At 61.6% G+C, this 24,164-nt stretch carries 25 protein-coding genes and 1 tRNA gene; 18 read left to right on the forward strand and 8 right to left on the reverse strand.

All coding sequences use genetic code 11. The features are described from left to right. Window positions 1-3 precede the first annotated feature (3 nt). Together EB815_RS20815 and EB815_RS20820 are read left to right on the forward strand one after the other, a co-directional pair. Window positions 4-1,122 carry a PIN-like domain-containing protein gene (locus EB815_RS20815; RefSeq protein WP_065005637.1) on the forward strand — a complete coding sequence of 373 codons (1,119 nt, stop codon included), beginning with the start codon at window positions 4-6 and terminating at the stop codon, window positions 1,120-1,122. Between the two features lie 87 nt (window positions 1,123-1,209). Next, window positions 1,210-2,949, forward strand: coding sequence for a hypothetical protein (locus EB815_RS20820; RefSeq protein WP_065005638.1), 1,740 nt, complete (start codon window positions 1,210-1,212; stop codon window positions 2,947-2,949). Window positions 2,950-3,135: 186 nt separating this feature from the next. On the opposite strand, the gene EB815_RS33660 is transcribed toward EB815_RS20820, so the two are convergent. The 4 genes from EB815_RS33660 to map form a co-directional block, all read right to left on the reverse strand. Beyond that, window positions 3,136-3,300, reverse strand: a complete 165-nt coding sequence (locus tag EB815_RS33660) for a hypothetical protein (RefSeq protein ID WP_245303384.1) — start codon at window positions 3,298-3,300, stop codon at window positions 3,136-3,138. Further along, on the reverse strand, window positions 3,297-4,538 hold the full coding sequence (locus tag EB815_RS20830) for a tyrosine-type recombinase/integrase (protein WP_065005639.1): 1,242 nt from the start codon (window positions 4,536-4,538) through the stop codon (window positions 3,297-3,299). The genes EB815_RS33660 and EB815_RS20830 overlap by 4 nt, the downstream gene beginning before the upstream one ends. 155 nt (window positions 4,539-4,693) lie before the next feature. After that, window positions 4,694-5,356 carry a JAB domain-containing protein gene (locus EB815_RS20835; protein WP_065005640.1) on the reverse strand — a complete coding sequence of 221 codons (663 nt, stop codon included), beginning with the start codon at window positions 5,354-5,356 and terminating at the stop codon, window positions 4,694-4,696. 55 nt (window positions 5,357-5,411) lie between these two features. Next, window positions 5,412-6,239, reverse strand: coding sequence for a type I methionyl aminopeptidase (gene map, locus EB815_RS20840; RefSeq protein WP_056573408.1), 828 nt, complete (start codon window positions 6,237-6,239; stop codon window positions 5,412-5,414). A 200-nt stretch (window positions 6,240-6,439) separates the two neighbouring features. Here map and EB815_RS20845 point away from each other — a divergent pair, with 200 nt between their 5' ends. The 7 genes from EB815_RS20845 (at window position 6,440) to EB815_RS20875 (ending at window position 10,434) form a co-directional block, all read left to right on the forward strand. Next, entirely contained in the window at window positions 6,440-6,856 is a 417-nt protein-coding gene (locus tag EB815_RS20845) for a hypothetical protein (protein WP_155772533.1), read from the forward strand. 109 nt (window positions 6,857-6,965) lie between these two features. Next, window positions 6,966-7,205, forward strand: coding sequence for a hypothetical protein (locus EB815_RS20850; RefSeq protein ID WP_056572317.1), 240 nt, complete (start codon window positions 6,966-6,968; stop codon window positions 7,203-7,205). A 178-nt stretch (window positions 7,206-7,383) separates the two neighbouring features. Continuing rightward, window positions 7,384-7,680 carry a DUF982 domain-containing protein gene (locus EB815_RS20855; protein ID WP_056572315.1) on the forward strand — a complete coding sequence of 99 codons (297 nt, stop codon included), beginning with the start codon at window positions 7,384-7,386 and terminating at the stop codon, window positions 7,678-7,680. A gap of 162 nt (window positions 7,681-7,842) precedes the next feature. Next, window positions 7,843-8,106 carry a DUF6074 family protein gene (locus tag EB815_RS20860; protein ID WP_056573404.1) on the forward strand — a complete coding sequence of 88 codons (264 nt, stop codon included), beginning with the start codon at window positions 7,843-7,845 and terminating at the stop codon, window positions 8,104-8,106. A gap of 260 nt (window positions 8,107-8,366) precedes the next feature. Then, the gene (locus EB815_RS20865; protein WP_056572314.1) at window positions 8,367-9,593 is read left to right on the forward strand and encodes a pilus assembly protein TadG-related protein; all 1,227 of its coding nucleotides are present in this window, start codon (window positions 8,367-8,369) and stop codon (window positions 9,591-9,593) included. Window positions 9,594-9,599: 6 nt separating this feature from the next. Next, on the forward strand, window positions 9,600-10,040 hold the full coding sequence (locus EB815_RS20870) for a TadE/TadG family type IV pilus assembly protein (protein ID WP_056572312.1): 441 nt from the start codon (window positions 9,600-9,602) through the stop codon (window positions 10,038-10,040). After that, window positions 10,030-10,434, forward strand: a complete 405-nt coding sequence (locus EB815_RS20875; protein WP_056572310.1) for a TadE/TadG family type IV pilus assembly protein — start codon at window positions 10,030-10,032, stop codon at window positions 10,432-10,434. Before EB815_RS20870 ends, EB815_RS20875 begins: the two co-directional genes overlap by 11 nt. A 946-nt stretch (window positions 10,435-11,380) precedes the next feature. Here the strand turns inward: EB815_RS20875 and EB815_RS20880 are convergent. Then, entirely contained in the window at window positions 11,381-11,575 is a 195-nt protein-coding gene (locus tag EB815_RS20880; RefSeq protein WP_056572302.1) for a hypothetical protein, read from the reverse strand. A 723-nt stretch (window positions 11,576-12,298) separates the two neighbouring features. Between EB815_RS20880 and EB815_RS20885 the strand changes: the two genes are divergently transcribed. Next, window positions 12,299-12,931 (forward strand): hypothetical protein, encoded by a 633-nt coding sequence (locus EB815_RS20885; RefSeq protein WP_155772534.1) that lies wholly within the window; start codon window positions 12,299-12,301, stop codon window positions 12,929-12,931. Between the two features lie 127 nt (window positions 12,932-13,058). Here EB815_RS20885 and EB815_RS20890 read toward each other — a convergent pair. From EB815_RS20890 to phaC, 3 genes are all read right to left on the reverse strand, one after another. Then, window positions 13,059-13,133, reverse strand: a tRNA-Glu gene (locus EB815_RS20890). 422 nt (window positions 13,134-13,555) lie between these two features. Next, window positions 13,556-14,842 carry a YcbK family protein gene (locus tag EB815_RS20895; protein ID WP_056572296.1) on the reverse strand — a complete coding sequence of 429 codons (1,287 nt, stop codon included), beginning with the start codon at window positions 14,840-14,842 and terminating at the stop codon, window positions 13,556-13,558. 174 nt (window positions 14,843-15,016) lie between these two features. After that, entirely contained in the window at window positions 15,017-16,852 is a 1,836-nt protein-coding gene (phaC, locus tag EB815_RS20900; protein WP_056572294.1) for a class I poly(R)-hydroxyalkanoic acid synthase, read from the reverse strand. 98 nt (window positions 16,853-16,950) lie between these two features. On the opposite strand from phaC, the gene EB815_RS20905 reads away from it, so the two are divergent. From EB815_RS20905 to recJ, 8 genes are all read left to right on the forward strand, one after another. Further along, window positions 16,951-17,343, forward strand: coding sequence for a hypothetical protein (locus EB815_RS20905; protein WP_081295121.1), 393 nt, complete (start codon window positions 16,951-16,953; stop codon window positions 17,341-17,343). Between the two features lie 44 nt (window positions 17,344-17,387). Continuing rightward, on the forward strand, window positions 17,388-18,605 hold the full coding sequence (locus EB815_RS20910; RefSeq protein ID WP_056572292.1) for an LL-diaminopimelate aminotransferase: 1,218 nt from the start codon (window positions 17,388-17,390) through the stop codon (window positions 18,603-18,605). Window positions 18,606-18,641: 36 nt separating this feature from the next. After that, window positions 18,642-19,955, forward strand: a complete 1,314-nt coding sequence (locus tag EB815_RS20915; RefSeq protein WP_056572290.1) for a homoserine dehydrogenase — start codon at window positions 18,642-18,644, stop codon at window positions 19,953-19,955. A gap of 89 nt (window positions 19,956-20,044) precedes the next feature. Next, window positions 20,045-20,404 carry a hypothetical protein gene (locus EB815_RS20920; RefSeq protein ID WP_056572288.1) on the forward strand — a complete coding sequence of 120 codons (360 nt, stop codon included), beginning with the start codon at window positions 20,045-20,047 and terminating at the stop codon, window positions 20,402-20,404. A 71-nt stretch (window positions 20,405-20,475) separates the two neighbouring features. Next, a complete protein-coding gene (locus tag EB815_RS20925; RefSeq protein WP_081295122.1) occupies window positions 20,476-20,643 on the forward strand; it encodes a Thivi_2564 family membrane protein in 168 nt (55 codons plus the stop codon). Between the two features lie 202 nt (window positions 20,644-20,845). Next, on the forward strand, window positions 20,846-21,829 hold the full coding sequence (gene glpX / locus EB815_RS20930) for a class II fructose-bisphosphatase (protein ID WP_056572286.1): 984 nt from the start codon (window positions 20,846-20,848) through the stop codon (window positions 21,827-21,829). A gap of 131 nt (window positions 21,830-21,960) precedes the next feature. After that, entirely contained in the window at window positions 21,961-22,185 is a 225-nt protein-coding gene (locus tag EB815_RS20935; RefSeq protein ID WP_056572285.1) for a DUF6434 domain-containing protein, read from the forward strand. Between the two features lie 191 nt (window positions 22,186-22,376). Further along, window positions 22,377-24,158 carry a single-stranded-DNA-specific exonuclease RecJ gene (gene recJ, locus EB815_RS20940; RefSeq protein ID WP_056573399.1) on the forward strand — a complete coding sequence of 594 codons (1,782 nt, stop codon included), beginning with the start codon at window positions 22,377-22,379 and terminating at the stop codon, window positions 24,156-24,158. The last annotated feature ends 6 nt before the right edge of the window (window positions 24,159-24,164 follow it).

Genomic DNA, 24,164 nt, shown 5'->3' on the forward strand with positions numbered 1-24,164 from the left:
CGGATGCGTGAGAAATTCCCCGGATGGTATCCCAAGAGGCCAGAGCAAATCGCGAAGCTCTGGGACACCGCAATCTTTGTCCCCGATGCTAATGTACTGTTGCACTGCTTGCGGCACACGACCGTGGTGCGTGATGAGTTACTGCGGCTTTTCGAGGCGCTGGGCGACGCGCTGTGGATCCCCTACCAGGTCGGCCTGGAATTCCAGCGCAACCGCCTCGACGTCGAGTTCGGGGCCCTCGACGCGTATGACACGCTGATCAAAGATCAGGAGGCGAACATCGACAAGGCGCGCGATCGCCTCCGTCAACTCCGCGCGCATCCGACGATTGATGTGCAAAAGGAGCTCGCGGCGCTCGACATGTTCTTGTCGGACTTCAAGGGACGTATGGAGGCCGCTCGCGGGACGCACCCCTCCGCTGAGATCGACGGGCTCCTGGAGAAGCTCACCAAGCTCCTCGAGAACCGTATCGGGGATAAATGGCCGGCCGATAAGCTAGTCGCCCTGAAAAAAGAGGGTGAGGATCGCTACTCAAAGAAAATCCCACCTGGCTATAAGGACCAGAAGAAGGAGGCCGGGGAGTACGACAAGTTCGGTGACCTGATTATCTGGAAGGACATGATAAGCAAGGCAAAGGCCGACAAGCGGCCCGTGATTTTCATCTCTGACGACGTGAAGGAAGATTGGTGGTGGATACATCGCGGGCGGAAGATGGGGCCTCGCCCAGAGCTCATTGAGGAGTTTCGCGGCGAGGCAGGACAGGATTTCCACATTTACGAGTTCAGCCAGTTCCTGCGGTTCGCGGCGGACCGCTTTCCCGACATTAAGCCCAATGTCGCCAAGGTCGAGGAAAGCATCCTCGCCGACGAGGAGGCTCGCCGGAGGCAGGACGATGCGGCGGCGGCGCAGGAACGTGACGCCACACTTCGCTCCCTGGAGGATGAGCGGGATCAGCTTGTCAGCGCGCTGTCTGGGACGCCAGGAGGCGCGAGCTTCCCTGGCGATAGAGCGACGATGCGCGCGCGTCTGGACGAACTAAACAAAGAGATTCAATCCATTTCGGAGAACACAGCTCGTAGGAGCCTCGCTGCAGAGACACAGGCTGACGATGGAAAGCGTTGAGCAGAGAGCTTTGGCCGAACCGATGACGAGCGGTCGCGCGCAAAGATAATCTCGCGCGCGGTGTCCACGCAATTGCGGGAGATTTTAGTGGACGCAGATGAACGCACCTCTCCCGAGGCCTTTGTGGTGGCTGCGAGGCTTGACGAGTTGGCTCAGAAAGAAATCGCAGACGTCGACGACTTTCTTTCAACGCTTCAGCCGATGGAATGTACTGTTCTCCTGATTGAAGCATGTCGCTGTGTGGACCACATGCACGTCGTCCAGCGCCTGTCGGCCAATGAGAAGAGCAAGCTCTCGGTTCAGGACTTTGACATTCTCATTCGTGGCTGGAACGTCCTGCTCGGAAAGCTGCTGAAGCGTAAAGGGGAGTTCAGTGGCGTCCCTCTCCGAACGAGCACTCCTGAGCTCCGCCAAACAGTTATGGGCATGATGCACTTTGCCGGCCGGTACGTGATCCTCAATCGCACTGCGGAGATGGTGCGTCACGGGATGGTATCCGCGACCCTGGACGGATCTGAGATTGAGCTGAAGCTAAGCCACAGGGCTCTCACGGACCACTTTCACGATCAGGTCGATCACCAAAAGTTGGCGGACTTAAACGCCAAACTCCACCAGGACTACGCCAGTGATGTCAATCCTGGGACGACGCTGAGGCTCCGTGATGTGATGGCGAACCTCACCTTCCAATGGAAGACATCGCAAGGCATTATGATCGGCTATAAGGCTGATCCGGAAATCGACTCCTATTTCCTTCGGGCGGTGACCCAAGACGCGGTTCAATGGCAAGCAGACGCAGGCATCCATCCCCAGGCGCGCCTCCCCGGCTGCTCCGGTGAAACGCTCACAGCTGTGGTTCATGTCCTGATGAGTTTCAGCATGAAGCACATCATGTTCGTCGAGGAGGGGATGAAGCTTCATCCAGGCGTCAATCAACATATGAGCCTGACTATCTGGAAGACGCGCCCCGAGCTTTTGACGTCACTCTCGCACGCGATTGGCGCGCCCGAGGAGGAACTGGACGCCGCACTTAATCTCATTGTGGTCAAGGCTGGCGATGCTGATTATTTCCTAACTGAACAGGCTCCTGGCATTCCCTTGGTCATTGAGCTTTGTGGTGGTTACCTTCTGACGCCGGTCAGTGGCGTCTTCCGCAATCCGTTTAATGGCATCCGCATGCTCCGCGAGTCGAGTTCCACTGCAATTCAGAATGCTTTCCGTGAGCATCGTGAAGAGTGGATGGTAGAGGACCTTTGCGCGCTATTTGAAGGTCCACGGTATGATCGCATCGGCAAGCCGGTTAAGCTGCGAAGTAAGGGCCAAGTTGTCACAGATCTAGACGCTGCGATCCTTGATCGGGCGACGGGCGACTTGGTACTTTTTCAACTGAAATGGCAGGATTTCACCAGCAGCAGTGTGAAAGTCCAGCGAAGTAAGGCTAAGAACTTCCGCGATCAAGTCCGGGTATGGGCGCAGAAGACCAGATCCTGGATTGATGAGCACGGGGTACCCGCTCTTTGCCGCGCGCTTAAGCTTTCTTCCAACCCACCGCCGCGACGTGTGCTTCTGGTGGCGATCGGGCGCACCAATGCTAGATTTCGCAGCTATGGATACAACATCGAGTCAGACGTACTGGTCCTTCCATGGTCCCAGCTGCTGCGCCTTCGACTGGAGATAGGGTCAGGCAAGAATTTTTTTGATCTTCTTGTCGAGGCAGTATCTCAAGAGGCGGCACACGAGGTGGAGCGGACCCCATTGCCTTACGTCTTGGAGCGGCATGGTGTGCGTTTGAACTTTAGGGACATTTGGAGTGGCGTGAAAGATGACTAGGTCAGGGTCGTTCTCAGTATCAGGTCATGGGGGTAGCAAAGTCACACGGTGAACCGCCCCCGCGCGCGCTTAATTAGCAGCAGGCATCTGCTACTAGCCTTGGCGAAGGTCATCGGCGAGCCGGTCGATGACCTTCGTTCCCCAGCCCTCACGCTCCTGCCGGGCGAGAATGTCGCGGCCGATCGTCTAGGAGAGTAGGATCAGTTCGCGGTTGACGGACAGGCTGGCGCGATGTCGCGCCTCAACGATCTTCAGTTTTAGATCGATGACGAAGGTCGCGTAGCTTTGTGGATCGATGCCCGCGGCGGGCTTGGCGCTGCGAGGTGTGCGTTTGGGCGGACGAGATGTCATGCGGCCTGCTTCAGGCGCTTCTTTGCGATCATGGCGCGGACGAACTTGTCCCATTTCGCCATGCCAGCGCGTTTCTCGACCATGTAGTGCCAGCGGTCGTAGTGCTTGGAGCTGACATCTTGTAGCGCGTGGTTCTGAAGGCGATCGCGGATTTCTTTCGGGACGCCTGCCTTTCCGGCGAGCGTCTTGAATGTACGTCGGAGGTCGCGGTTCGTCGCATATGGAATCACGCCGCGATCTCGCTGCCGCCAGACGAAGCTATACAGAGTGCCGTGGCTGACAGGTTTGGATGGGTCCTTGGCGGAGGGGAAGAACCAGCCGTACTCATTCGGCTTGATCGATTCGATCAGTTCGGCGGCGAGCAATGGCACAGGGACGGCGTGCGGCTGGAGGTTCTTGGTCTTTGACCAGTCGATGATCCGCTCCTTGGCGTCCCATTGATCGACATGAAGCCGCGCTATCTCCTCGACGCGCTGGCCGGTCAGCATGATGAGTTGCACCGCGCGGGGATAGGAGGGGTGGACCGGCGCGTCGGGGTGGTCCAGCCAGCGATAGAGTTGCACAAATTCGTCTTCGTCGAGCCAGCGCGTACCCTGGACCTTCGGCTCGGTCGGAATGCCGGTTGCCGGATTGAAGGGGAGGCGGAAGCGTCGAGAAGACTGCTGCCGATAGTCGTTGTCGGACTTCATGCCCCAGCTAAAAGCGGCATGGAGATAGGACCGCACATGGTCGGCCATTGATTTGGCACCGCGCTCGTAAATCGGACGGATCAGCTCTACGATTTCCTCGGCCTCAATTTCGCGGGCGAGGCGGTTGCGCCCGAGCGTATCGGCGATCTTGTTGAGGCCTTTTTCCGTTTCCTTCCAGGATGGCTTGCCCGCATCCTTGAGCGACGCGACATAACCTTCGAAAAGATCGGCCACTGTGCCAGGGCGGGTGTCGGTCGCGATCTTGATGCTTCGGCCCTTTTGGATCACGTCAGCAAAGTCGCGCTTGAAGATTTCTCGCGCCTGGGCGAGCGACATGGAGGGGTAAGCGCCAAGCTTCTTCTTGGTCCGCTTCCCGTCGCGCCATTGCTGCGCCATCCAGTCAGCGGTGACGCGTTTCGGCATAGGCTTGAGGACAAGCACGAGGCGACCGGTGCCGCGCCCTTCGCCGTCGGCAAGATTCTCCTGTTTCTGACTTAGCTCAACCCGCTTCAACGCATGTCGGATCGCGGTGTCCGTCAGGCTTGGCATAGCGTTTCCTCCTGTTCCGCAACTGGGATCGGTCGAGGAAAACGGGGATCGTTTGCTGGGATCGGAAAGCCGCTTTCAACCCCTCTAACCGCTCCCAATTTGCCATAGCCGCCCCCTGTACGCAATGGACAAAAAGTGGCTATTCCATTGATGATTCAGCGGTATTCAGCGTGATCCAGCGTGATCATCGAAGGGGTAGTGGGGTGGTTGTGGACCAGGATAATCGCGGTGGCCGACAGTTCGAGCGCGCGCTTGACCACTTCCCTGGGATAGACGGGCGTATGGTCGACAGTGCCGGTCTGCTGCACCTCGTCGGCAATCAGCGCGTTCTTCTTGTCGAGGAACAGGATACGGAACTGTTCGCGTGCCTCGAAGGCCATGGCAGAGCGGCAATAGGCGAGAAGCTGCGTCCAGGACGACAGGACTTCGCGGCCATGCACCTCGCCATGCGCCATGCGCTGCGCCGTCGCCGCGACGACTTTCAGGTCGAGCGCCACCGCCGGGCCGATGCCCTTGACCTCCTGCAACAAGTTGACGGGCGCGCCAAGCACCTCGGCCAACGTCCCGAACCGCGCGAGCAACGCCTTGGCGGCCGGCTTGGTGTCTGCGCGCGGGATCAGCCGGAAGAGCAGGAGCTCCAGAAGTTCATAGTCGGGCAGGGCGTCCGGACCGGCTGAGACGAAGCGCTCGCGCAAGCGGTCGCGATGGCCGAGATATCCAGGTTTCTCGGCTGAGGCCGGCTTGGCCTTCGCCGCACGCCGGACCGGTACCTCGGAGAAGAAACTCCGCTCGTCGTCTTCGTCGTTGGCTTTCCCCATCCGCCCCCGCATCCGGCAATCGATCGGGCGCAGCAGTTGCCCGACGGTCAAAAAATCAGGCCGGCAGGCCGGGGCGGTCGAGCTTGTTGGGCGAGAGCGTGAAAATCTCGCAGCCGGCGTCGGTCACGCCGATCGTGTGCTCGTACTGCGCCGACAGAGAGCGGTCGCGGGTTACCGCCGTCCAACCGTCCGACAGCACCTTCACATGCGGCCGGCCGAGATTGATCATCGGCTCGATGGTGAAGATCATGCCGGGCCGCATTTCCACGCCTTCATTGACGTTGCCATAGTGCAGGATGTTCGGGGCGTCGTGGAACAGCTGGCCGACGCCGTGGCCGCAGAAGTCGCGCACCACCGAGCAGCGCTCCGCCTCGGCGTAGGTCTGGATGGCGGCGCCGATGGCGCCGGTGCGAGCCCCGGGTCTGACCGCGGCGATGCCGCGCATCAGGCATTCATGGGTGACTTCGAGCAGCCGTTCGGCGGCGCGCTTGATGGTGCCGACCGGATACATACGCGAGGAATCGCCATGCCAGCCATCGAGAATGTAGGTGACGTCGATGTTGACGATGTCGCCGTCCTTCAAAGGCTTGTTGTCGGGAATGCCATGGCAGACGACATGGTTGATCGAGGTGCAGGACGACTTCGTGTAGCCGCGATAGTTGAGCGTCGCCGGCAGCGCGCCGTGATCCATGCCGAACTCGAAGACGAAACGGTCGATGGCATCGGTGGTGACGCCGGGCGCGACCATGGGCACCAGCTCGTCGAGGCAACGCGCGGTGAGGTCGCATGCCTTGCGCATGCCGGCAAAACCGTCCTCGCCATAGAGGCGGATCTGGCCGGTGTTTCTGAGGGGGGCGGTGGCGGCGTCGAGATAGGTGACCATTTTGTCCGTGTGGAAGGTGGGGCGCTGCAGGTGTGCCAGCGTGAAAATCACACCAGATTTGGCACTTGGGGGCAAAAGGTTCAAGGAAGAACTGCCTGATGCAATCCGAACCGGCGGGATATTCGTCGTGTCGGCGCGGTCTTTTGCCGGTTTTTCACGGTTTGCTTTCCTTTCCGGTCATCGTGCGCTAGGGCGGAACGATGTTTTGGAGATCGCGACCAGCCCTGAAGCGCGCCCGATCGCTTGAAGCGCCGCTGACGGCAGCCTGCTCATGTCTGATGGGCCTTGTGCTGCTGGCGATGCTGTGCCTCGGCCGGCCGGATGTCCCAACTTTCGCCGACCCCGCCCAGGGCAGCGCCAGCGTTGGCGTCGAACGGTCGGGCGAAGCCGCCGCGCTGCTGCGCGTCACCAACAAGGCACAGGCCGTTGAGGTTCGCGCCGCCAGGCCGGTGCTGGCCAAGTTCGCGGGCGGCCATCCGGCGTTACCAGCTCCAGAAACTGTTTTCCTTTGGCTCGCCCCGACGTCGCCGGCAGTGGTCGTCGCCGGCCATGGGACCGTCTCGGCTCCGTGCACCAGCACCAATCAGCCGCGCGCGCCGCCGTTCGCGCAAGCCTGAGCGGTCCAAGACCGCGTTCGCCATCATACCAAGCCATTCGCGTCCGCGATCCGTGCGCCGGCCATAGCCGCGCACTGGTGGCGCGGTGCGTCATTTCCGGATCATCGCAATGCAACAACGTATCAAGACATTCAAAAGCCTGTCGCGTGCGGCCTCGGCTGCTTCATTTTTGTCCGTTCAGGCGTTCATCTGTATCGGAACCGTTTACTGGGCGATCGCCGAGACGCTCTATCTGTCGGGAACCGGAGCACTCGTGCTCGGTGCCCTGTTCGCCTTGCCGTCGGCCTATATTCTGGTGATGGTTGTGCGCATCGCCTTCGACGCCGAGACGGACCCGGCCAACCAGTGAATTGCGCCGTCGGATCGGAACGTTCTGCCGGGCATCCTGGTGCCGGCAGAACTTTCCTCGCCTTTGCAGCAAAGGCGCCGCTTCCGCAGTGACGACACATTTCCGTGACACAGACCGGTCAAAGCAACTTTTGACGACGGACGGCGTTGCTGGGCGACGCCAGTTCGGGAGATTTCAGATGGACAGATTGCAGTTCGAGGTGCCGGTGCGCATCGCGCCAGGGCCTGGCTTGCCGGTCGAGGAGATTTACAGCGTCGAGCAGGCGTTGGATTTTCTCCAGGACTGGCCGGCGCGCCGGCAGGGACCGGTGTATCAGAAAGCCTTCAACGCCTGCTTTGGCGCCACGGTGGACGTGGTCAAGACTGAGGATGCCTGCCGGGCATTCATGGCGTTCTGCCGCGTTACCGGACTGATGGCCAGCGACATGATGGCGCCGCGCAAGCGCGGCGGCGAGGCGAGGGCGCTGCAGGCCTGAGGGCAGATGCGCTTGCCTCGATAGCCGGCTCGGCTCGAGTGCACTGTCTCGTGCCGCGGATATCCATCAATAGCGTCGTTAAGCTTCCGTTTCCACCTTCGCGGCTACGCCATTGCCTGTTCAGCAATGTTGATTCGTTGCGTCAGTCTCATGGTTCGGAAGATGTCTGCAGAAAAAATCCGTGCGTTCCCGATCGATCGTCAGTTATTCCTGGTCAGAGAAGTTGCGGCCAAGCTCGACAATCTGCATGGCGAGACCGCGGCCTCGTTCTGGAGGGCCAAGGCAGCAGAACTGCTTGACCTCGTTGTCGGATCGGGCAGGGACAGAGCCACCGCCGGTGACGAAGTCCGCAGATTTTTTCTGGCCGTACAGAAAGAGTTGTCGGCTGGAGTGGCCTCAGAGCCGGTGCCCGTCCTTTCCGCCTGAAGCCAAGACTGCCGGCGCGCTGGATTTGACCGCATCCAATTGAGTTGGATCGCTTTCATTCGCCGGAACTGCCCAGCGTATCCTGCAATCGGCGGCGTCATTTGTCGCTGGAGCGCTCCCGTGCCGTCAGGAACGGCAATCGCCGTCGTCCGCGCACCGATCAGCGCCGGCCGGCTGCTTGAAGCCGATCGGAGCCGTGATCAAAAATGAACCGAACTTCTTAGCCGTTCGTTCATACATGCGTGCTTTCTAATTAAACTATGGCTTCCAACTGCTTCACTCGAATTAGGCTCATGGCGACCGGTATACGCCGGAGTACCAGGGCAAATGTTGCCACCATCTTCGCCCTCAGCCTGCCGATCGTTGTCGGCGCCGCCGGCTTTGGCGTTGAGACCTCCTACTGGTACTACAACAGCTTGAGACTGCAGGCGACGGCCGATGCCGCCGCCTATGCCGGCGCGCTTGAACAGATCTCAGGGTCCGACAACCCGACGATCGTCGCGGCCGCGACACAATCGGCCGCGTCGAATGGGTTGGGCTCGGGCACGATCGTCGTCAATACGCCGCCAGTGTCCGGACCAAATACGGCGAAGAAAGCGGTCGAGGTCATCGTGAGCCAGAAGCTCGACCGGATGTTCACCTCGATCTTCACGCAGGGCCAGGTGCCTGAACAGGCGAGGGCGGTGGCCCTTATAACCAATGCCTCGAAGTCCTGCATGACCGCGCTGGATCCGACCGCCTCGCAGGCTGTACTGTTTTCCGGCAGTACCAGCGTGAAGGTCACCGGCTGCGTGGTGATGTCCAATTCGAATGCTTCGGACGCCATAAAGCTCCAGGGCTCGGCGGCACTGCAGGTCGATTGCCTGATATCGGCGGGCGGCGTTTCACTGAACAATCCGGTCACCACCGTTTGCCCAGCCCCGATCACCCAGGCGCTGCCTGCCGCCGATCCATTCGCCGACCTGCCGACCCCGGCGGCTTCAAATCCCTGCCAGAACACCAACAAATCGACGCTGAAACCCGGCACCTACTGCGGCGGACTCAGCCTTAGCGGCAGCGTTACCCTCCAGCCGGGCGTCTATGTCGTCCAGGGCAATCTCAAGATAAACGCCAACGCTTCCGTCACCGGCAGCGGGGTGACCATCTTCATGTCAGGCAGCTCGACGGTCAGCATGAATGGCAACGCCTCCGTGCAGCTCAGCGCGCCGACTTCGGGCGCCTATTCAGGTGTTCTGTTCTATGGCGACAGGGCCGGCAGCAGTGCATCCAGCACATTCAACGGCACAGCCGACTCGCTGCTGACTGGGGCCATCTACTTCCCAAGACAGCAGGTCAGCTATCTCGGCAATTTCTCGGGCAACGGCGGCTGCACCCAAGTCGTCGCCGATACGATACAATGGTCAGGCAATTCAACCATCAATCAGGATTGCACCAGCCTCGGGATGCGCGACATTCCGGCCGCGCAGTCCGTGGCATTGGTCGAGTAGCCTCCCGTGGAACGCCGATCAAAGCCGATTCTTGGCGACCGTTCGGGTGTCGCGGCGGTCGAGTTCGCCATGATCCTGCCCTTCCTGTGCGCGGCGCTGCTCGGCATCATCGACGGCTGGTCCTATGTGACGAGTTCGCTGTCGATGCGCGCCGGCGTGAAGACCGCCGCGAACCTGATCATGGAAGGCTCGACCAATGACACGGCGACGCAGGCCGTTGCGATTTCGAGCTGGGAGAAGCGGCCGGCGGACGGCCAGGTCACGCTAAGCCGAATCTATATGTGCGGGACGACCGTGGTCGACGCTTCCGCCCTGTGCAGTGGGCCGAAGGTTCCATCGGTCTATGTTCAGATCCAGGCATCGGCCACCTGGACGCCGCCCTTCACCTTCGGCGTTTTTTCCACTTCCAGCGTTATCGGCCACCTGGAGGTGATCCGTGTCCGTTAAGGCAAGCGCCTTCAAGTGGGATCGATCGGGTGGAGCGGCATTGGAGTTCGCGCTGATCGCGCCATTCCTCATCATATTGCTGTTCGGAATCTTCGCCTTCGGCTGGTCGATGAACTCGGTTTCCAGCGTTCGCTATACGCTTGAGACATCGTCGCGCTCGCTGCAGCTTCAGAACACATTGACCCAGGCCGACATCCAATCGATCGCCACGCAGAAATTGCAGGCCCTGGGTTTGAAGGATGTGAATGTGACGATAGCCATCGACCCGGCGAGCGGCGGCTTCCGCATGGCGCATCTGACCGCCACCTATGCCTTCGTCGTCGACTTCCCTTACCTCAGCGCCTTCCCGATCAATTACGCGACCACCGTTACCGTGCCGCTGGTTGGCGGCTAGGCGTGTCAGCTGGCAGGTTTTTGGCAGTCAAGTGACGCAGGCATGCTCGGGTTCCTGGGCGCTATCGGTCAATGAGCAGAACAAGCGAACCCCCAAAAGGCACCATTGATTCAACCCATCTGCCGACCACCGACGCAAGAAGATGGTTTCGAGCGGTTAACGAGGGGCATGGGATCGATCCTGCCGCCGGAACATTCTTCGCCTGGTGAAGTTCTGAATCTGCCTTGGTTTTGATCCCCGTGGGCCAAGGCCAGGAAGCTGCCTCTATCAGCCTCCAGCGAGCCCGCCTCGGACGGGGGCAAGACTGTCTGGGGCGGGCTTCGTTCAGCCTTGTCGTCGCGGCAAGCAGTTTTCCACCGTTAACTCCAGCCTGTGGATCGAGTTTTCTTGCACGAGCTTCGATGTGTCGCTTATTAGAGACCTCTTATGGAGCGACGGCACGCAATACGGAGAGTCAGGGATGGGCTCTGGGAGGTCTACGACATAGACAACAACAAGGTTGTGCGCGTGGGCGGAGTGCCTTTGACAAACTTGTTGGATGAAGACGCGCTCGACGCCTTGGATCTGATAAGGGATGGTTTTCTGACCCCGGCCAAATCCGCGAGGACAAAGTCCTGAAGCAAGGCTCCAGTTCGGCAGGCTAGTCGGGCGTTAGAGATTTCAATCCCAGACGCAAACGCTGATCTTCAGCGAAGACGACGGCATCTGGCTCACGTTCGAAGGCTCTGGAATAGGTGTTGCCGTCCCTTCCTACGATCCTAACAACCCACTCGCCTAAGGACGGGCTGATTTCTACAGCTGGGGAAGACGGTTTGTTATAGGCCATGCCATTGCGCTGTTGCAATTGCAATGCCAGCTCAAGCTGACCCAAAACGGGACGCTTTTCGCCTGGTCGAACCTCGAAACAAGAACATTCACCAACCCACGACGGTTGCTGGTGCGGCCCCTAACCTATGGCGTGCTGCTCACCCCACAAGCCGACATTGTGAGGAACTTGCGGAGCGGATGTTGAAGCGCCGACCAGAGCGACGATAATACCCAGGCCTATCGCGACGGCCACGGCGACCACAGCGACGCTGGCTCCAGGCGTGTGCTGGTTGCGTTCCAGAGCCTTGCCGAGATCGTCGAAGGTTGTTTCCATTCGCCGAAGCTAACAGACGTCAGGCAAACAAGGCGTTAACGGGCGAGCGTAAGCCGGAGCCGTAGGAAATCCCCATGCACGACAGCGACGGAAGTCGCGTTTTTCCAGTGGCACACCACGGGGCCGGCGCGGTCCTGCAACCGCACCTTACGCGGAACATTAGCCGTCTCTAAAAGTTGATCCGTGCGGCAGGTAGGTGCCCTCCATCGTCCTGCCGAAGATCGGGCCTCCGATCGGGCCCGCGCCTTCGCCGCCAGAGGGGCGCGGGCTTCAACTTGCCAGGGTATGACGATTTCCAGCAACTTTGTGGACAGCGGACTCGTAGAGCAATTGGTCGCTCTGTTTATGTCCCTCATGCCAGGGCGGCTGGCTCGCTGAGATTTCGTTGGGGTTTCTCGGCGAGCCTACCCAAGGAGGGGATAAAATGGCCGGCGCCCGTCGGTTGGGGACCGTTGGGGTGGGGGTGGACGCCGGCCAAGCGGACAATCAGGTCCGCCGCATGAACGGCATGACCGATTCAAGAAGCCTGCGATATGGTGCGATCACGGACTGCTGGCGCATGACCTAGCCGACTTGGGGCCTAGCCGACTTGTGGCCTAGCTGACTTGTGGCCTAGCTGACTTGGGGCTTCCTTATGGGCAAGCCGGCTATTGCTTTTGCCGGCCCACGTATCGCCAGGAGGGGCGTCGGCTCCACAGGGGAGCAGGGTGCTGATCCGCCGTGTTGTCTGACATCACCTTCCAAACCCCGCGCAGCTTTGATCACGGCCTTGCGGCTGTTGCCGTGTTTGAGGATCAACTCCCAGACCAGGTCCGCGGTCAAACCGTTCTCCGAAGCGAAACATTCGACCTGATGGTCGTGAATAGCATCACACCAGGGCTTATAGCCGCCCATTTGGGCCTCCGCTTTAGGCGCCGCATGCAAAATATGCACTTCTGTCTGATGTGGGTGAAACATGCGAACGAAGGACGCGGCACGGCGCCAGGCGCCAGCGAGCATCGAGGCAGTGATCGGGGCGATGTAGCGCGGAACGCCTACTTCCAGTCAGCCTCCGTGTTCTTTTGGAACGCGACCGCGCCGCTGCGGAGAGGGCGAACCAGCAACCCGAGGATGATGTCGCCGAATAGCCAGAACCCAAGCAACATGCCTGCCGCGGAGGTTCCTCCGGTGAATGGCAGTGCCGGGTTGTCCGGCGGCATCAGAGGTGGTGAGGTATTGCTCGCCCGATATCTTGATCGCGTATATCCACAGGCCCGTCAGGGCGTTGAAAGCCAAGGGGCGGCCCTGCAGCCAGGTTGGGCCATTTCCGGGGTGGACTTCATCCACGCCGCGATGCCTGACGAGACTGACACCTGATGGCCACGCTTTTGGATCATGACTGCCGCCGACGGTGGCCGCTCGGCTTCAGGTCTGCGATTCGGCGCGGATATTGGCCAAACTTTGGACGGGGAACGGAGGTTTTCGGCTAAGTGCTTGAAGTCGCTGGTACGCCCAAGGGGAATCGAACCCCTGTTACCGCCGTGAAAGGGCGGTGTCCTAACCGCTAGACGATGGGCGCGCTCAGACGAAGCGGCTTATACTGGCGTTGCGCGCAACCGGCAACCCGTCAAGTGCAGCCCTGGACAACTTTTTTCCGACCTTTGGAAACACAGGGCTTCATCACGGCTGCACGGCTTGGTGACTAGCGGAAACGCCCATCGCTTCGTCATTCCAGGGCCGAGCGAGGAGCGAGGCGACGCGGCCTAGCCCTTGGGATCCATGCCGCGACTTCAAGGCGTTGCAACAGTGCGGAATTCTGCCCCTACGCTTCAACCAAGTCACGGAATGGATCCCCGGGTCTTCGCGACGGAGCTTCGCTGCTGCTCAGCCCATGGTTGGCGAGGTTGGGAATGCTCAGGCCAATATCGAAAGTCTAGAATTGTCCGCTGAAACGATATTTGCGGCACGACCTGGCCGCTCCGGCCCGTGAAATCGCGCCCTTCAGCCGTCGCCGCCACCGCTGCGCCGGCGGCAGCGCCAGTTCCAGTCGCGCTCGGGGCCGACGTCGACGTGGACCGATTCGGTGTGGCAGTAGGTGCCGACGCCGCCACGGCCGGGCATGGTCCTGATGTAGTTCGCCAGTTCCCATTTGGAGACGCCGGGCACCTGGATGTCGGCGGCGGCGCAGTACATGTGCAACGAATTCTTGGCGCCGTTGGCGCGGCGGTTGCGGGCGGGGTCGCGGTAGCCTGACGTCACCATCATCTTGCGGCCGTAATGGCCTTCGATCGTCTTCAGCACGCGCACCAGCGACGGCTTCAGGCAGGCGACATCAACGCTTTCGTTCTGCTTCAGCAGCCCGTTGGGCGCGAGCCGGGCCATGCCGGCGGCGGACGCTACCTGATAACTGCCGCCTTCGTCCTCATTGAGGTCGACGTCGCTTTCGTCGTCGAGGCCGGATTTGCGCTTGATCTCGAACAGCGCCGTCTGGCGCACGCCGGGCAACGCATCGCCACCCGTGATGTGGCCGGCTTCGTCGCCGGTCGAAGCCAGCTGTATCGGCTTTGCGGTGGAGTCGGCCGAGGCCAGTGTGATGATGGGCTTTGCCGGTGCCGACGCGGACTTGGCCTGCACGGCCGGCTGTTCGCCCGTGCGTGTTTTGACGAGCGGAGCAGGGGTCGCGGAAGCCGGCGTGGCGCCGAACATCGAGGCCAGGAAGCCCCGTTTCTTCGGTGCTTCGGCTTGTGGCATCTCACCCGCAGTCACATAGACCGGATTGTTCATCGCCGGTGCCGCGGCAGGCTTCGGCGCCGTCACCTCGGCATCGGCGGCGGCGATCTTCTGGGCGACCGCGTCGGTCTGTTGCGCCGTCTGGGCCGGCTGCTGCAGGGCCTGTGGCGTTTGTCCCGCGATCGTTTCAGCCCCGGCCGGCGTTGTCAGTGGAAAGGCAATCTCGGGCTTGGCGATCGGTACGTAAGCGACCGTTTCGGGAAGCGCCGTGTCACCTTCGCTCATCACGGTCGTCTGGGTGGTCGTGGTCTGCGATGTCGAATCGGCGGTGGCCATGGGCGTGCCGGTGGCGGCCGCATTGATGTTCGAGGAAGAGGCATTGTAGCCAGGCATTCCGACCGACATTGTCGGGTCGCCAGCCGAGGTGCAGGAGGCCAGTAGCACGGAGCAGAACGCTGCCACGATGGCGCGGCGTTCTCCCTTTGCGAGGCTCCATCCTGCTGATTTCAAAGTCAAATTCCCCCTCGATACCCGGCCGGTAACTCCTTGGCGCAGCATTGGCCGCCGCAGTCCAGGGTGACCTTTGTCTCCGATCCGGAAACGAGACCTGTGTCAAATCCGCAAGCTCGAAAGTATCTTTGCAGCGATTGCCGAATTACGGCCGCTCGACGGTTGACGACACCATTTCGCCCGCTTTTGGCAGGCCGTCAACTCACCAGACATTACAGTCCGTTACACACGCACCTTGACATAGGTACCCGGAGCATCCCCCAAGGTTTTCATATGCTTGCCGGGTTTGCGGGCAGGCACGCGGGTGTTGTCCTTGGCTTCTATCCAGCTTTGCCAGTGCGGCCACCAGGATCCGGGATGCTCGGTAGCCGTGGCTATCCACTGGTTGAAATCGCCGATCGGCGCGCCGCCGGTCCAGTACTGGTACTTGTTGGATGCGGGCGGATTGACGACACCCGCTATGTGGCCGGATCCGGCCATCACATAGTCGACCTTGCCGCCGAAATACTTCGAACCGACGAAGACGGACAGCGCCGGCGCGATGTGATCTTCCTTCGAGGCGAGGTTGTAGATCGGGATGGTGACATCGCCGAGCGAGACGGTGCGGCCCGCCAACTCCATCGTGCCGCGCGAGAGGTTGTTCTCGAGATAGCAGTTGCGCAGGTAGAAGGAGTGGTTGGCCGCCGCCATGCGGGTCGAATCGGCATTCCAGTAGAGCAGGTCGAAGGGCAGGGGATCCTTGCCGCGCATGTAGTTGTTGACGACATAAGGCCAGATCAGGTCACCGGATCGCAGCATGTTGAAGGCGGTCGCCATCTTGGTTCCGTCGAGGTAGCCCTTTTCGTTCATCGACTTTTCCACCGCCGCGACCTGTTCCTCGTCGACGAACACTTTCAGGTCGCCGGCATGGGTGAAGTCGACCTGCGTGGTGAAGAAGGTCGCCGACTTGACGCGGTCGTCGCCTTCGCTGGCCATCAGCGCCAATGCCGCCGCCAGCAGCGTGCCACCAACGCAGTAGCCGATCGCGTTGACGTCGCGCTCGCCCGTGGCCTTTTCGATCGTGTCGAGGCCGTATTGCAGGCCTTCCCTTATATAGGCTTCCCAGTTCTTGGCGCCGTGGCGCTCGTCGGGATTGATCCAGGAGATGACGAAGACGGTATGGCCCTGCTCGATCGCCCAGCGGATGAAGGATTTCTGCGGGTTGAGGTCGAGTATGTAGAACTTGTTGATCCAGGGCGGGCAGATCAGCAGCGGCCGTTTCAGCACCGTCTCGGTGGATGGATCATACTGGATGATCTCCGCGACGTCGCTGCGGCCAACCACCTTGCCGGGCGTGGTGGCGATGTTGCGGCCGATCTCGAAGGGCGAATAGTCGGCCTGGCGCAGTTTCAGGTCGCCCTTGCCGGCGGCGATGTCCTCGGCCAGCATCTTCATGCCGCGCACCAGGTTCTCGCCGTTGGAGGCGACGGTTTCGCGAAACAGTTCCGGATTGGTCAGGATGAAATTCGACGGCGAGATGGCGTTGGACACCTGCTTGACGTAGAAGCTCGCCTTGTGGCGGGTGTGCTCGTCCAGACCTTCGGCGTGCTCGACCAGTTCGGACGCCCAGCGCGAGGTGACGAGATAGGCCTGCTTGAGAAAATCGAAGAAGGCGTTGCGGCCCCATTCCGGATCCTGGAAGCGCTTGTCGCCGCGCTCCGGCTTGACGGCATCGTCGGCACCCTCGGCGCTGGGGCTGACACGCTGAATGGCGTTCGCCCACACGGTCATATAGCCGGCGAACAGCCGCGTCTGCGCTTCGAGCGCCCGCTGCGGATCGGCAAGCCAGTATTCGCTGAGCTTGGAGAAGGTCTTGACCATGTCGACGACCGGTTCGGCGACGTGGTCGCGCACTTCGCCTTTTTCGCGCGGCTCGGCCCAGGCGGACGCCGCCTTGCCGGCCTGTTCGAGCATGCGCGCCATGTTCAACGCGAAGCGTTCCGGATCCTTCACCAGATATTGCTCGACGGTCGAAGGCTCGTCATCTTCCGTTTTGCCCGAATCGGGTGTTTTGGACATGGTTCGCGGGGTTCCTCCCGAAGCGTTTTCTTGACATATTAACATGGGACATCCGACAGGGTCCAATCTCGCTCTACCTCGGCTGCCAAGGAAACAATATGACGATTAATATTGGCGAGACTGTTTTTTTTGGTGCCGCACGCTTTTGCCGCATCGGCGTGGCGATCGTCCTCGTGGGGATCGCCGGATGTTCGAGCACGAATACCAGCGGACCGGTGCCGATGGCCGAGAATGCGGGGCCGAAGGACACGGGCACCTTTCCGAACCTGAACATCCCGCCGCAAGTGGCGAACAAGCAGTTCACCGAGGCCGAGCGGAACGCCAAGCTCGCCGAACTCAAGGCCGACAAGAGCGGGCAGGGTGCCAAAAGGGGCGGCGGCTCCGTCACCGATCAGGCGGCGCTGACGGATCTGGCCAAGAAGCACGGCCCCCAGACGCTGAAGCAGATCGAAGGCAAATGCGATCCCACCCTCGACCCTACCTGCAAATGAGTATATAGCGCGCGCCCAATACCCCTTTGCTGTCTGGAACCGCCATGGAAGAGTTTCACAAGGTCCGTCGCCTTCCGCCCTACGTTTTCGAGCAGGTCAACCGGCTCAAGGCCAGCGCGCGCTCGCGCGGCGCCGACATCATCGACCTTGGCATGGGCAATCCGGACCTGCCGACGCCGAAGGCCATCGTCGACAAATTGTGCGAAGTCGTGCGCGATCCGCGCACGCATCGCTATTCCTCCTCGCGCGGCATTCCGGGGCTGCGCCGCGCCCAGGCCGCCTATTATCAACGCCGCTTCGGCGTGAAGCTCAATCCCGACACGCAAGTGGTTGCCACGCTCGGCTCGAAGGAAGGCTTCGCCAACATGGCGCAGGCAATCACCGCGCCCGGCGACGTCATCCTGTGCCCCAATCCGACCTATCCGATTCACGCTTTCGGCTTCATCATGTCGGGCGGTGTCATCCGTTCGCTGCAGGTCGAGCCCGATGACGGCTTCATTCCGGCGGTCGAGCGGGGCATTCGCCATTCGATCCCGAAGCCGCTGGCATTGATCCTCAACTATCCGTCGAACCCGACGGCGCTGGTCGCTTCGCTCGATTTCTACAAGGACGTGGTGGCGTTCGCGAAGAAGAACGACATCATCATCCTGTCCGACCTTGCCTATTCGGAGATCTATTTCGACGGCAATCCGCCGCCTTCGGTGCTGCAGGTTCCGGGTGCCATCGACATCTGCGTCGAATTCACCTCGATGTCGAAGACCTTCTCCATGCCCGGCTGGCGCATGGGCTTTGCCGTCGGCAACGAACGGCTGATCTCGGCGCTGACGCGGGTGAAGTCCTATCTCGACTACGGCGCCTTCACGCCGATCCAGGTGGCGGCGGCCCATGCGCTCAATGGCGACGGCGCTGATATCGCCGAGGTGCGCGACATCTACCACAGGCGCCGTGACGTGATGGTCGATGCCTTCGGCCGTGCCGGCTGGACCATTCCGGCCCCTGCTGCCTCGATGTTCGCCTGGGCGCCGATCCCTGAGCCGTTCAAGCATCTCGGCTCGCTCGAATTCTCCAAGCTGCTCATCGAGCACGCCGACGTGGCGGTGGCACCCGGTGTCGGCTTCGGCGAACATGGCGACGATTTCGTGCGCGTGGCGCTGGTGGAGAACGAGCACCGGATCCGCCAGGCGGCGCGCAACATCAAGCGCTTCCTGTCGACCAGCGCCAAGCAGCCCAACAATGTGGTGCCGCTCTCCGCTCACCGGTAAGCAAAATTCGATCTGATTTGAGGGACGTCGCCTTCCATGGCTGAAGCACTGCGTGTTGGAATTGCCGGCCTCGGCACGGTCGGTGCATCGGTGGCACGTGTGCTGCGCGACAAGGCGGCGGAACTGACCCGGCAATGCGGGCGCGACATCATCGTCGCAGCGGTTTCGGCGCGCGATCCGAAGCGCGACCGTGGCGTCGATGTCAGTTCCGCAAGATGGTTCGACGACCCGGTCAAGATGGCGCAGACCGCCGAGATCGACGTGTTCATCGAACTGATCGGCGGCGATGAAGGGCCGGCGCGCCTGTCGGTGAAGGCGGCGCTCGAAGCCGGCCGCCATGTCGTCACCGCCAACAAGGCCCTGCTCGCCAAGCATGGCGTGGCGCTGGCCGAGATCGCCGAGAAGAAGGGCGTGCTGCTCAACTACGAAGCGGCGGTGGCGGGCGGCATTCCCGTCATCAAGACGATGCGCGAGGCGATGGCCGGCAACTCGGTCACCCGTGTGTTCGGCATTCTCAACGGCACGTGCAACTACATCCTGACCCGCATGGAGGCCGAGGGCATCTCGTTTGATGCCTGCCTGAAGGACGCGCAGCGGCTGGGTTACGCCGAGGCCGATCCGACCTTCGACATCGAAGGCCATGACACCGCGCACAAGCTGTCGATCCTGACCAGCCTTGCCTTCGGCACCAAGATCGCCGCCAACGACATCTACATGGAAGGCATTTCCAACATCACCCAGGCTGACATCCGTGCCGCCGGCGACCTCGGCTACAGGATCAAGCTGCTGGGCGTTGCCCAGCGCACCGAAAGCGGCATCGAGCAGCGCGTACATCCGACCATGGTGCCGACCGCCTCCGTCATCGCGCAGGTGCATGGCGTCACCAACGCGGTGGCGATCGAGACCGACATCCTCGGCGAACTGCTGCTTTCGGGCCCCGGCGCTGGCGGCAACGCCACCGCCTCGGCCGTCATCGGCGACATCGCCGACATCGCCAAGAGCCGGCCGGGCTTCCAGCATGGGCCGGTCTTTGGTCGGCCGGCAAAGGAGTTGAGGCCTTACAAGAAGGCGCAGATGCGCAGCCATGCCGGCGGCTATTTCATCCGGCTGACCGTGCATGACCGCATCGGCGTGTTCGCCGCGATCGCCAAGCGCATGGCCGACAACGATATTTCGCTGGAATCGATCGTCCAGCATGCGGTCAGCGGCGAGGCGGCGGCACAGAAGACGGTGATCCTCGTCACCCACGAGACCACCGAGGCCGCCGTGCGCAAGGCCGTCGACGGCATCACCAAGGACGGTCACCTGACCGACAAGCCGCAGGTCCTCCGCATCGAGCGGGCAGGGTAGCTCCGCCCCCACCGTCGCGCAGCCGCGATCAACCGGAACGAATCCGTGCCGGCCCCGTTCTCTTGGTCAGCAACCAAGGGAGCCACTCCATGGCCGATACCAACAAATCCGATACCCCTCAGATCGACGACATCCAGAAAACGCTGGAAAAGCAGATCGCCGAACTGCGCAAGGAGATCACCAAGATCAACAAGAGCATTTCAGCGCGGGGCGCGGAAATGCTCGACGATGCCAGCGAGCAAGCTTCGGATTTGTATGAGACGGCCGCGGCGCGTGCTTCGCGGACAGCACAGCAATTGCGCAGCCAGGCCCAGGCGGTTTCGGACGTGGCGCGCGAAAATCCCGGCACCACGACTGCCGTGATCGGCGTGATCGGCCTGCTCGGCTTTCTGGCCGGGATCGCCGTCGGCCAGTCGTTGAACAACGACACCCCGCGCCGCTGGTATTGACCGCGCCGGCATCGAGCCGGCGCTGCCGGTTCGTTTCGCGGTTCCTCAGGTAATCATTTTAGGAGGGCACCATGGCTTCATCCGTGCTGATCGGCATTCTGATCACATTCCTCGTCATCATCCTTGTTCTTTATCTTGTGCAGCGCCTGCCTCTCGATGCCCGGATGCGGCAGATCGTGCAGATTATCGTCATCATCATCGGCATCATTTCGTTGCTCAAATACCTGGCGGTTTTCTAGATCCCGGCGTTATCTTCATGCGTCTTCAAGTGCGGCCCGGCTGGGAACAGCCGGGCCGCAATCTTGTTCGCAATAAGGTTCAATCGATTGATATTGCTTATCTTTCGATAAAACTCGCGGCAGGTCTTGCCGTTGTCATGCTCGTTTGACAAAACAAGCCCGCCTCCGGCGGGAGGTGGCATGCAAACGAGGATTTGCCGAAATGAATGTGGCCCAGAACATTGTCGCCGGCCTTGACCGGATACTCACCATGGAACTGGTGCGCGTCACCGAAAGGGCCGCGGTCGCGGCAGCCAGGCTGCGTGGGCGCGGCGACGAGAAGGCGGCTGACCAGGTCGCTGTCGACGCCATGCGCCAGGAGCTCAACCGCCTTGCCATCAAGGGCACGGTGGTGATCGGCGAGGGCGAACGGGACGAGGCGCCGATGCTCTATATTGGCGAGGAGGTCGGCACCGGCAAAGGCCCGGCCGTCGATATCGCCCTTGATCCGCTCGAGGGAACGACGATCTGTGCCAAGAACCTCCCGAACGCGCTTGCCGTCATCGCGATCGCCGAGAAGGGCAGTCTGCTGTTCGCGCCCGACGTCTATATGGACAAGATCGCCATTGGTCCGGGTTATGCCGAAGGCGTCATCAACCTCGACGCTTCGCCGGCCGAAAACATCGCCAGCCTGGCCCGGGCCAAGGGCGTCGCGGTGTCCGACATCACCACCTGCATCCTCGACCGGCCGCGCCACGCCAAGCTGATCGATGCCGTGCGCGCCACGGGTGCCGCGATCCGGCTGATCGGTGACGGCGATGTCGCCGGCGTCATCCACACCACGGATCCGGACGAAACCGGTATCGATATCTATCTCGGCACGGGCGGAGCGCCCGAGGGCGTGCTGGCAGCGGCCGCACTGCGCTGCACCGGCGGCCAGATGCAGGGCCGGCTGATCCTCGATACGCCGGAGAAGGTCGCCCGCGCCGCGAAGATGGGCATCTCCGATCCGAAGCGGATCTACCATGCCGAAGACATGGCGCGCGGTGATGTGCTGTTCGCGGCCACCGGCGTGACCGACGGCAATATGCTGGCCGGCGTCAAGTTCGGCGGCACATACATCACCACGCATACGATCGTCTTGCGGTCGTCGTCGCGAACCGTGCGGGAGATCAAGGCCCGGCACCAGGATCTGGATAAGTTCTAGAGTTCTTTGTTTTGACGCAATTCCGGACGGTTTCATACTTTTCCTGGAATTGCTTTAAGCCTGCTTGCGAAGCCTCGCCGCAGTTGTTAGCCATTGGCTGCATCTGAACCCTGGCCGCGCAAGGACCGAGGATGAAAGCGTTCGACTGGCACGCGGATCCGGTTTCGCGTGCCACGCCCATCACGAAGTCCTATCGCAACACCCAGAATGTGCGCCGCTTTTTCATCCGCGAATGCGGCGATACGTTCAGGTTCGATCGGCCTTTCATGGCCTGGCTCAAGAACGATTGGGAAAAGACAATGGGGGATGCAGCCGAGGAATGGGTCCGGCGCCAGGCTGAAAAGCGGAAAGCGTAGTTATTCTTGAATTCTCCTGCGACGCCTACCGCCGCGAACCGCTTGGCTTTGCCCGCCTTTGGCCTTAAAGCCCGTCGTGTTCACGCGACGCTTTTTTGGGCCGTTGTTTGTGCATGTCGTCATCCCAAAACCGCTGCGCACTTTTGGGCGGCATGCATAATCCTGCGGCCAATTATGAGTTGGCAAAGCGCATGATGGGCGACAGGCGCCTCTTCCTCGATGTCAGGCAGTCGGCTACCGGTCTCTCCTGGGAGCATCGGCTGACCGAACGACAGGACATGATCGCGCTTGCCATCGCGCAAGGCCATGGCGTGCCCGACATTGTCGCACGCGTTCTTGCCGGACGCGGTGTTACCGCCGAGCAGACCGAGCGGTTCCTCGATCCGACGATCCGCGACCTGTTGCCGAATCCCGCCTCGCTGACCGACATGGACAAGGCCGCCACCCGCATCGCGGCGGCGGTGATGGCGAGGGAAAAAGTGGCGATCTTCGGCGACTACGATGTCGACGGTGCGGCCTCGTCAGCCTTGCTGAAGCGGTTTCTGACGCATTTCTCGGTGCCATCGGAAATCTATATTCCGGACCGTATTTTCGAGGGTTACGGCCCCAATCCCGATGCCATGCGCGAACTCGTCTCGCGCGGCGCGACGCTGATCGTCACCGTCGATTGCGGCACCAACAGTGCCATTTCCGTCGATGCAGCCAATGCCGCCGGCGCCGATGTCGTGGTGCTCGACCACCATCAGGTCGGTGGCGCCTTGCCGGCCGCGATTGCCGTCGTCAATCCAAACCGCGACGACGATCTTTCGGGCCAGGGTCACCTCTGCGCCGCCGGCGTTGTGTTCCTTGCCCTGGTGCAGACCGCAAAGGTCCTGCGTGGCTTGACCGAGACCACGCCACCGGATCTGCTTTCCATGCTCGATCTCGTCGCATTGGCCACCGTGTGCGACGTGGTGCCGCTGACCGGCGTCAACCGTGCCTTCGTCGTCAAGGGGTTGCAAGTGGCGCGCCAGCAGAAGAATGAAGGGCTTGCCGCATTGGCGCGGGTTTCCCGCATCGGCGAACCGATCGGCACCTTTCATCTTGCCTATCTGATAGGGCCGCGCATCAACGCCGGCGGGCGCATTGGCGATGCGGCCCTTGGCAGCCGGCTGCTTGCGACAGACGATCCGGTCGAGGCGCGAACCATCGCGGAGACGCTGGACCGGTTGAACCAGGAGCGGCAGCTGATGGAGCAGGAGATGCTTGCGGCAGCGCGCGCCGAAGCCGATGCCGAGCTTGCCGGCGGCAATGGCCCGGCCATCGTCGTCACCGCCAGCAACAACTGGCATCCCGGCATTGTCGGCTTGCTCGCTTCACGACTGAAGGATCATGCGCGGCGGCCGGCTTTCGCCATCGCCTTCAACGCCGTGGGCATCGGTACCGGTTCGGGCCGTTCGGTGTCGGGCTTCGACCTCGGACGGCTGGTGCGTGAAGCCGCCGACGCCGGGTTGATCGTCAAGGGCGGCGGCCATGGCATGGCGGCCGGCATCACCGTGGAGCGCGCCAGGCTCGGCGAACTCAGGGCGTTTTTCGAGGAGCGCGCGGCCGCCGACGTATTTCGGCTGCAGGACGAGGAAAGCCTGGCAATCGACGGTGCGCTTGCCGCCGAAGGCGCGACGCTCAGCCTGCTCGACGCGCTGGAAAGGGCCGGCCCCTTCGGCGCCGGCCACGTCGCACCGGTTTTCGCGCTGCCTCGCCATCGGCTGGCCGACGCCCGCCCGGTCGGCACCAACCATATCCGCGCCGAATTGCAGTCGGAGAGCGGCGGCCGCATCCAGGGGATCGCCTTTCGCGCCGTCGACACCGCACTTGGCGAATTCCTGTTCAAGAACCGGGGCAAGACGGTGCATGTCGCCGGCTCGCTGTCGGGGAACTACTGGAACGGCAACCGCACCGTCCAGTTTCGCATTATCGACGCGGCGCGGGCGTGAGGGTGG

This window comes from Mesorhizobium loti (assembly GCF_013170705.1).
GTDB classification, from domain to species: domain Bacteria; phylum Pseudomonadota; class Alphaproteobacteria; order Rhizobiales; family Rhizobiaceae; genus Mesorhizobium; species Mesorhizobium loti_D.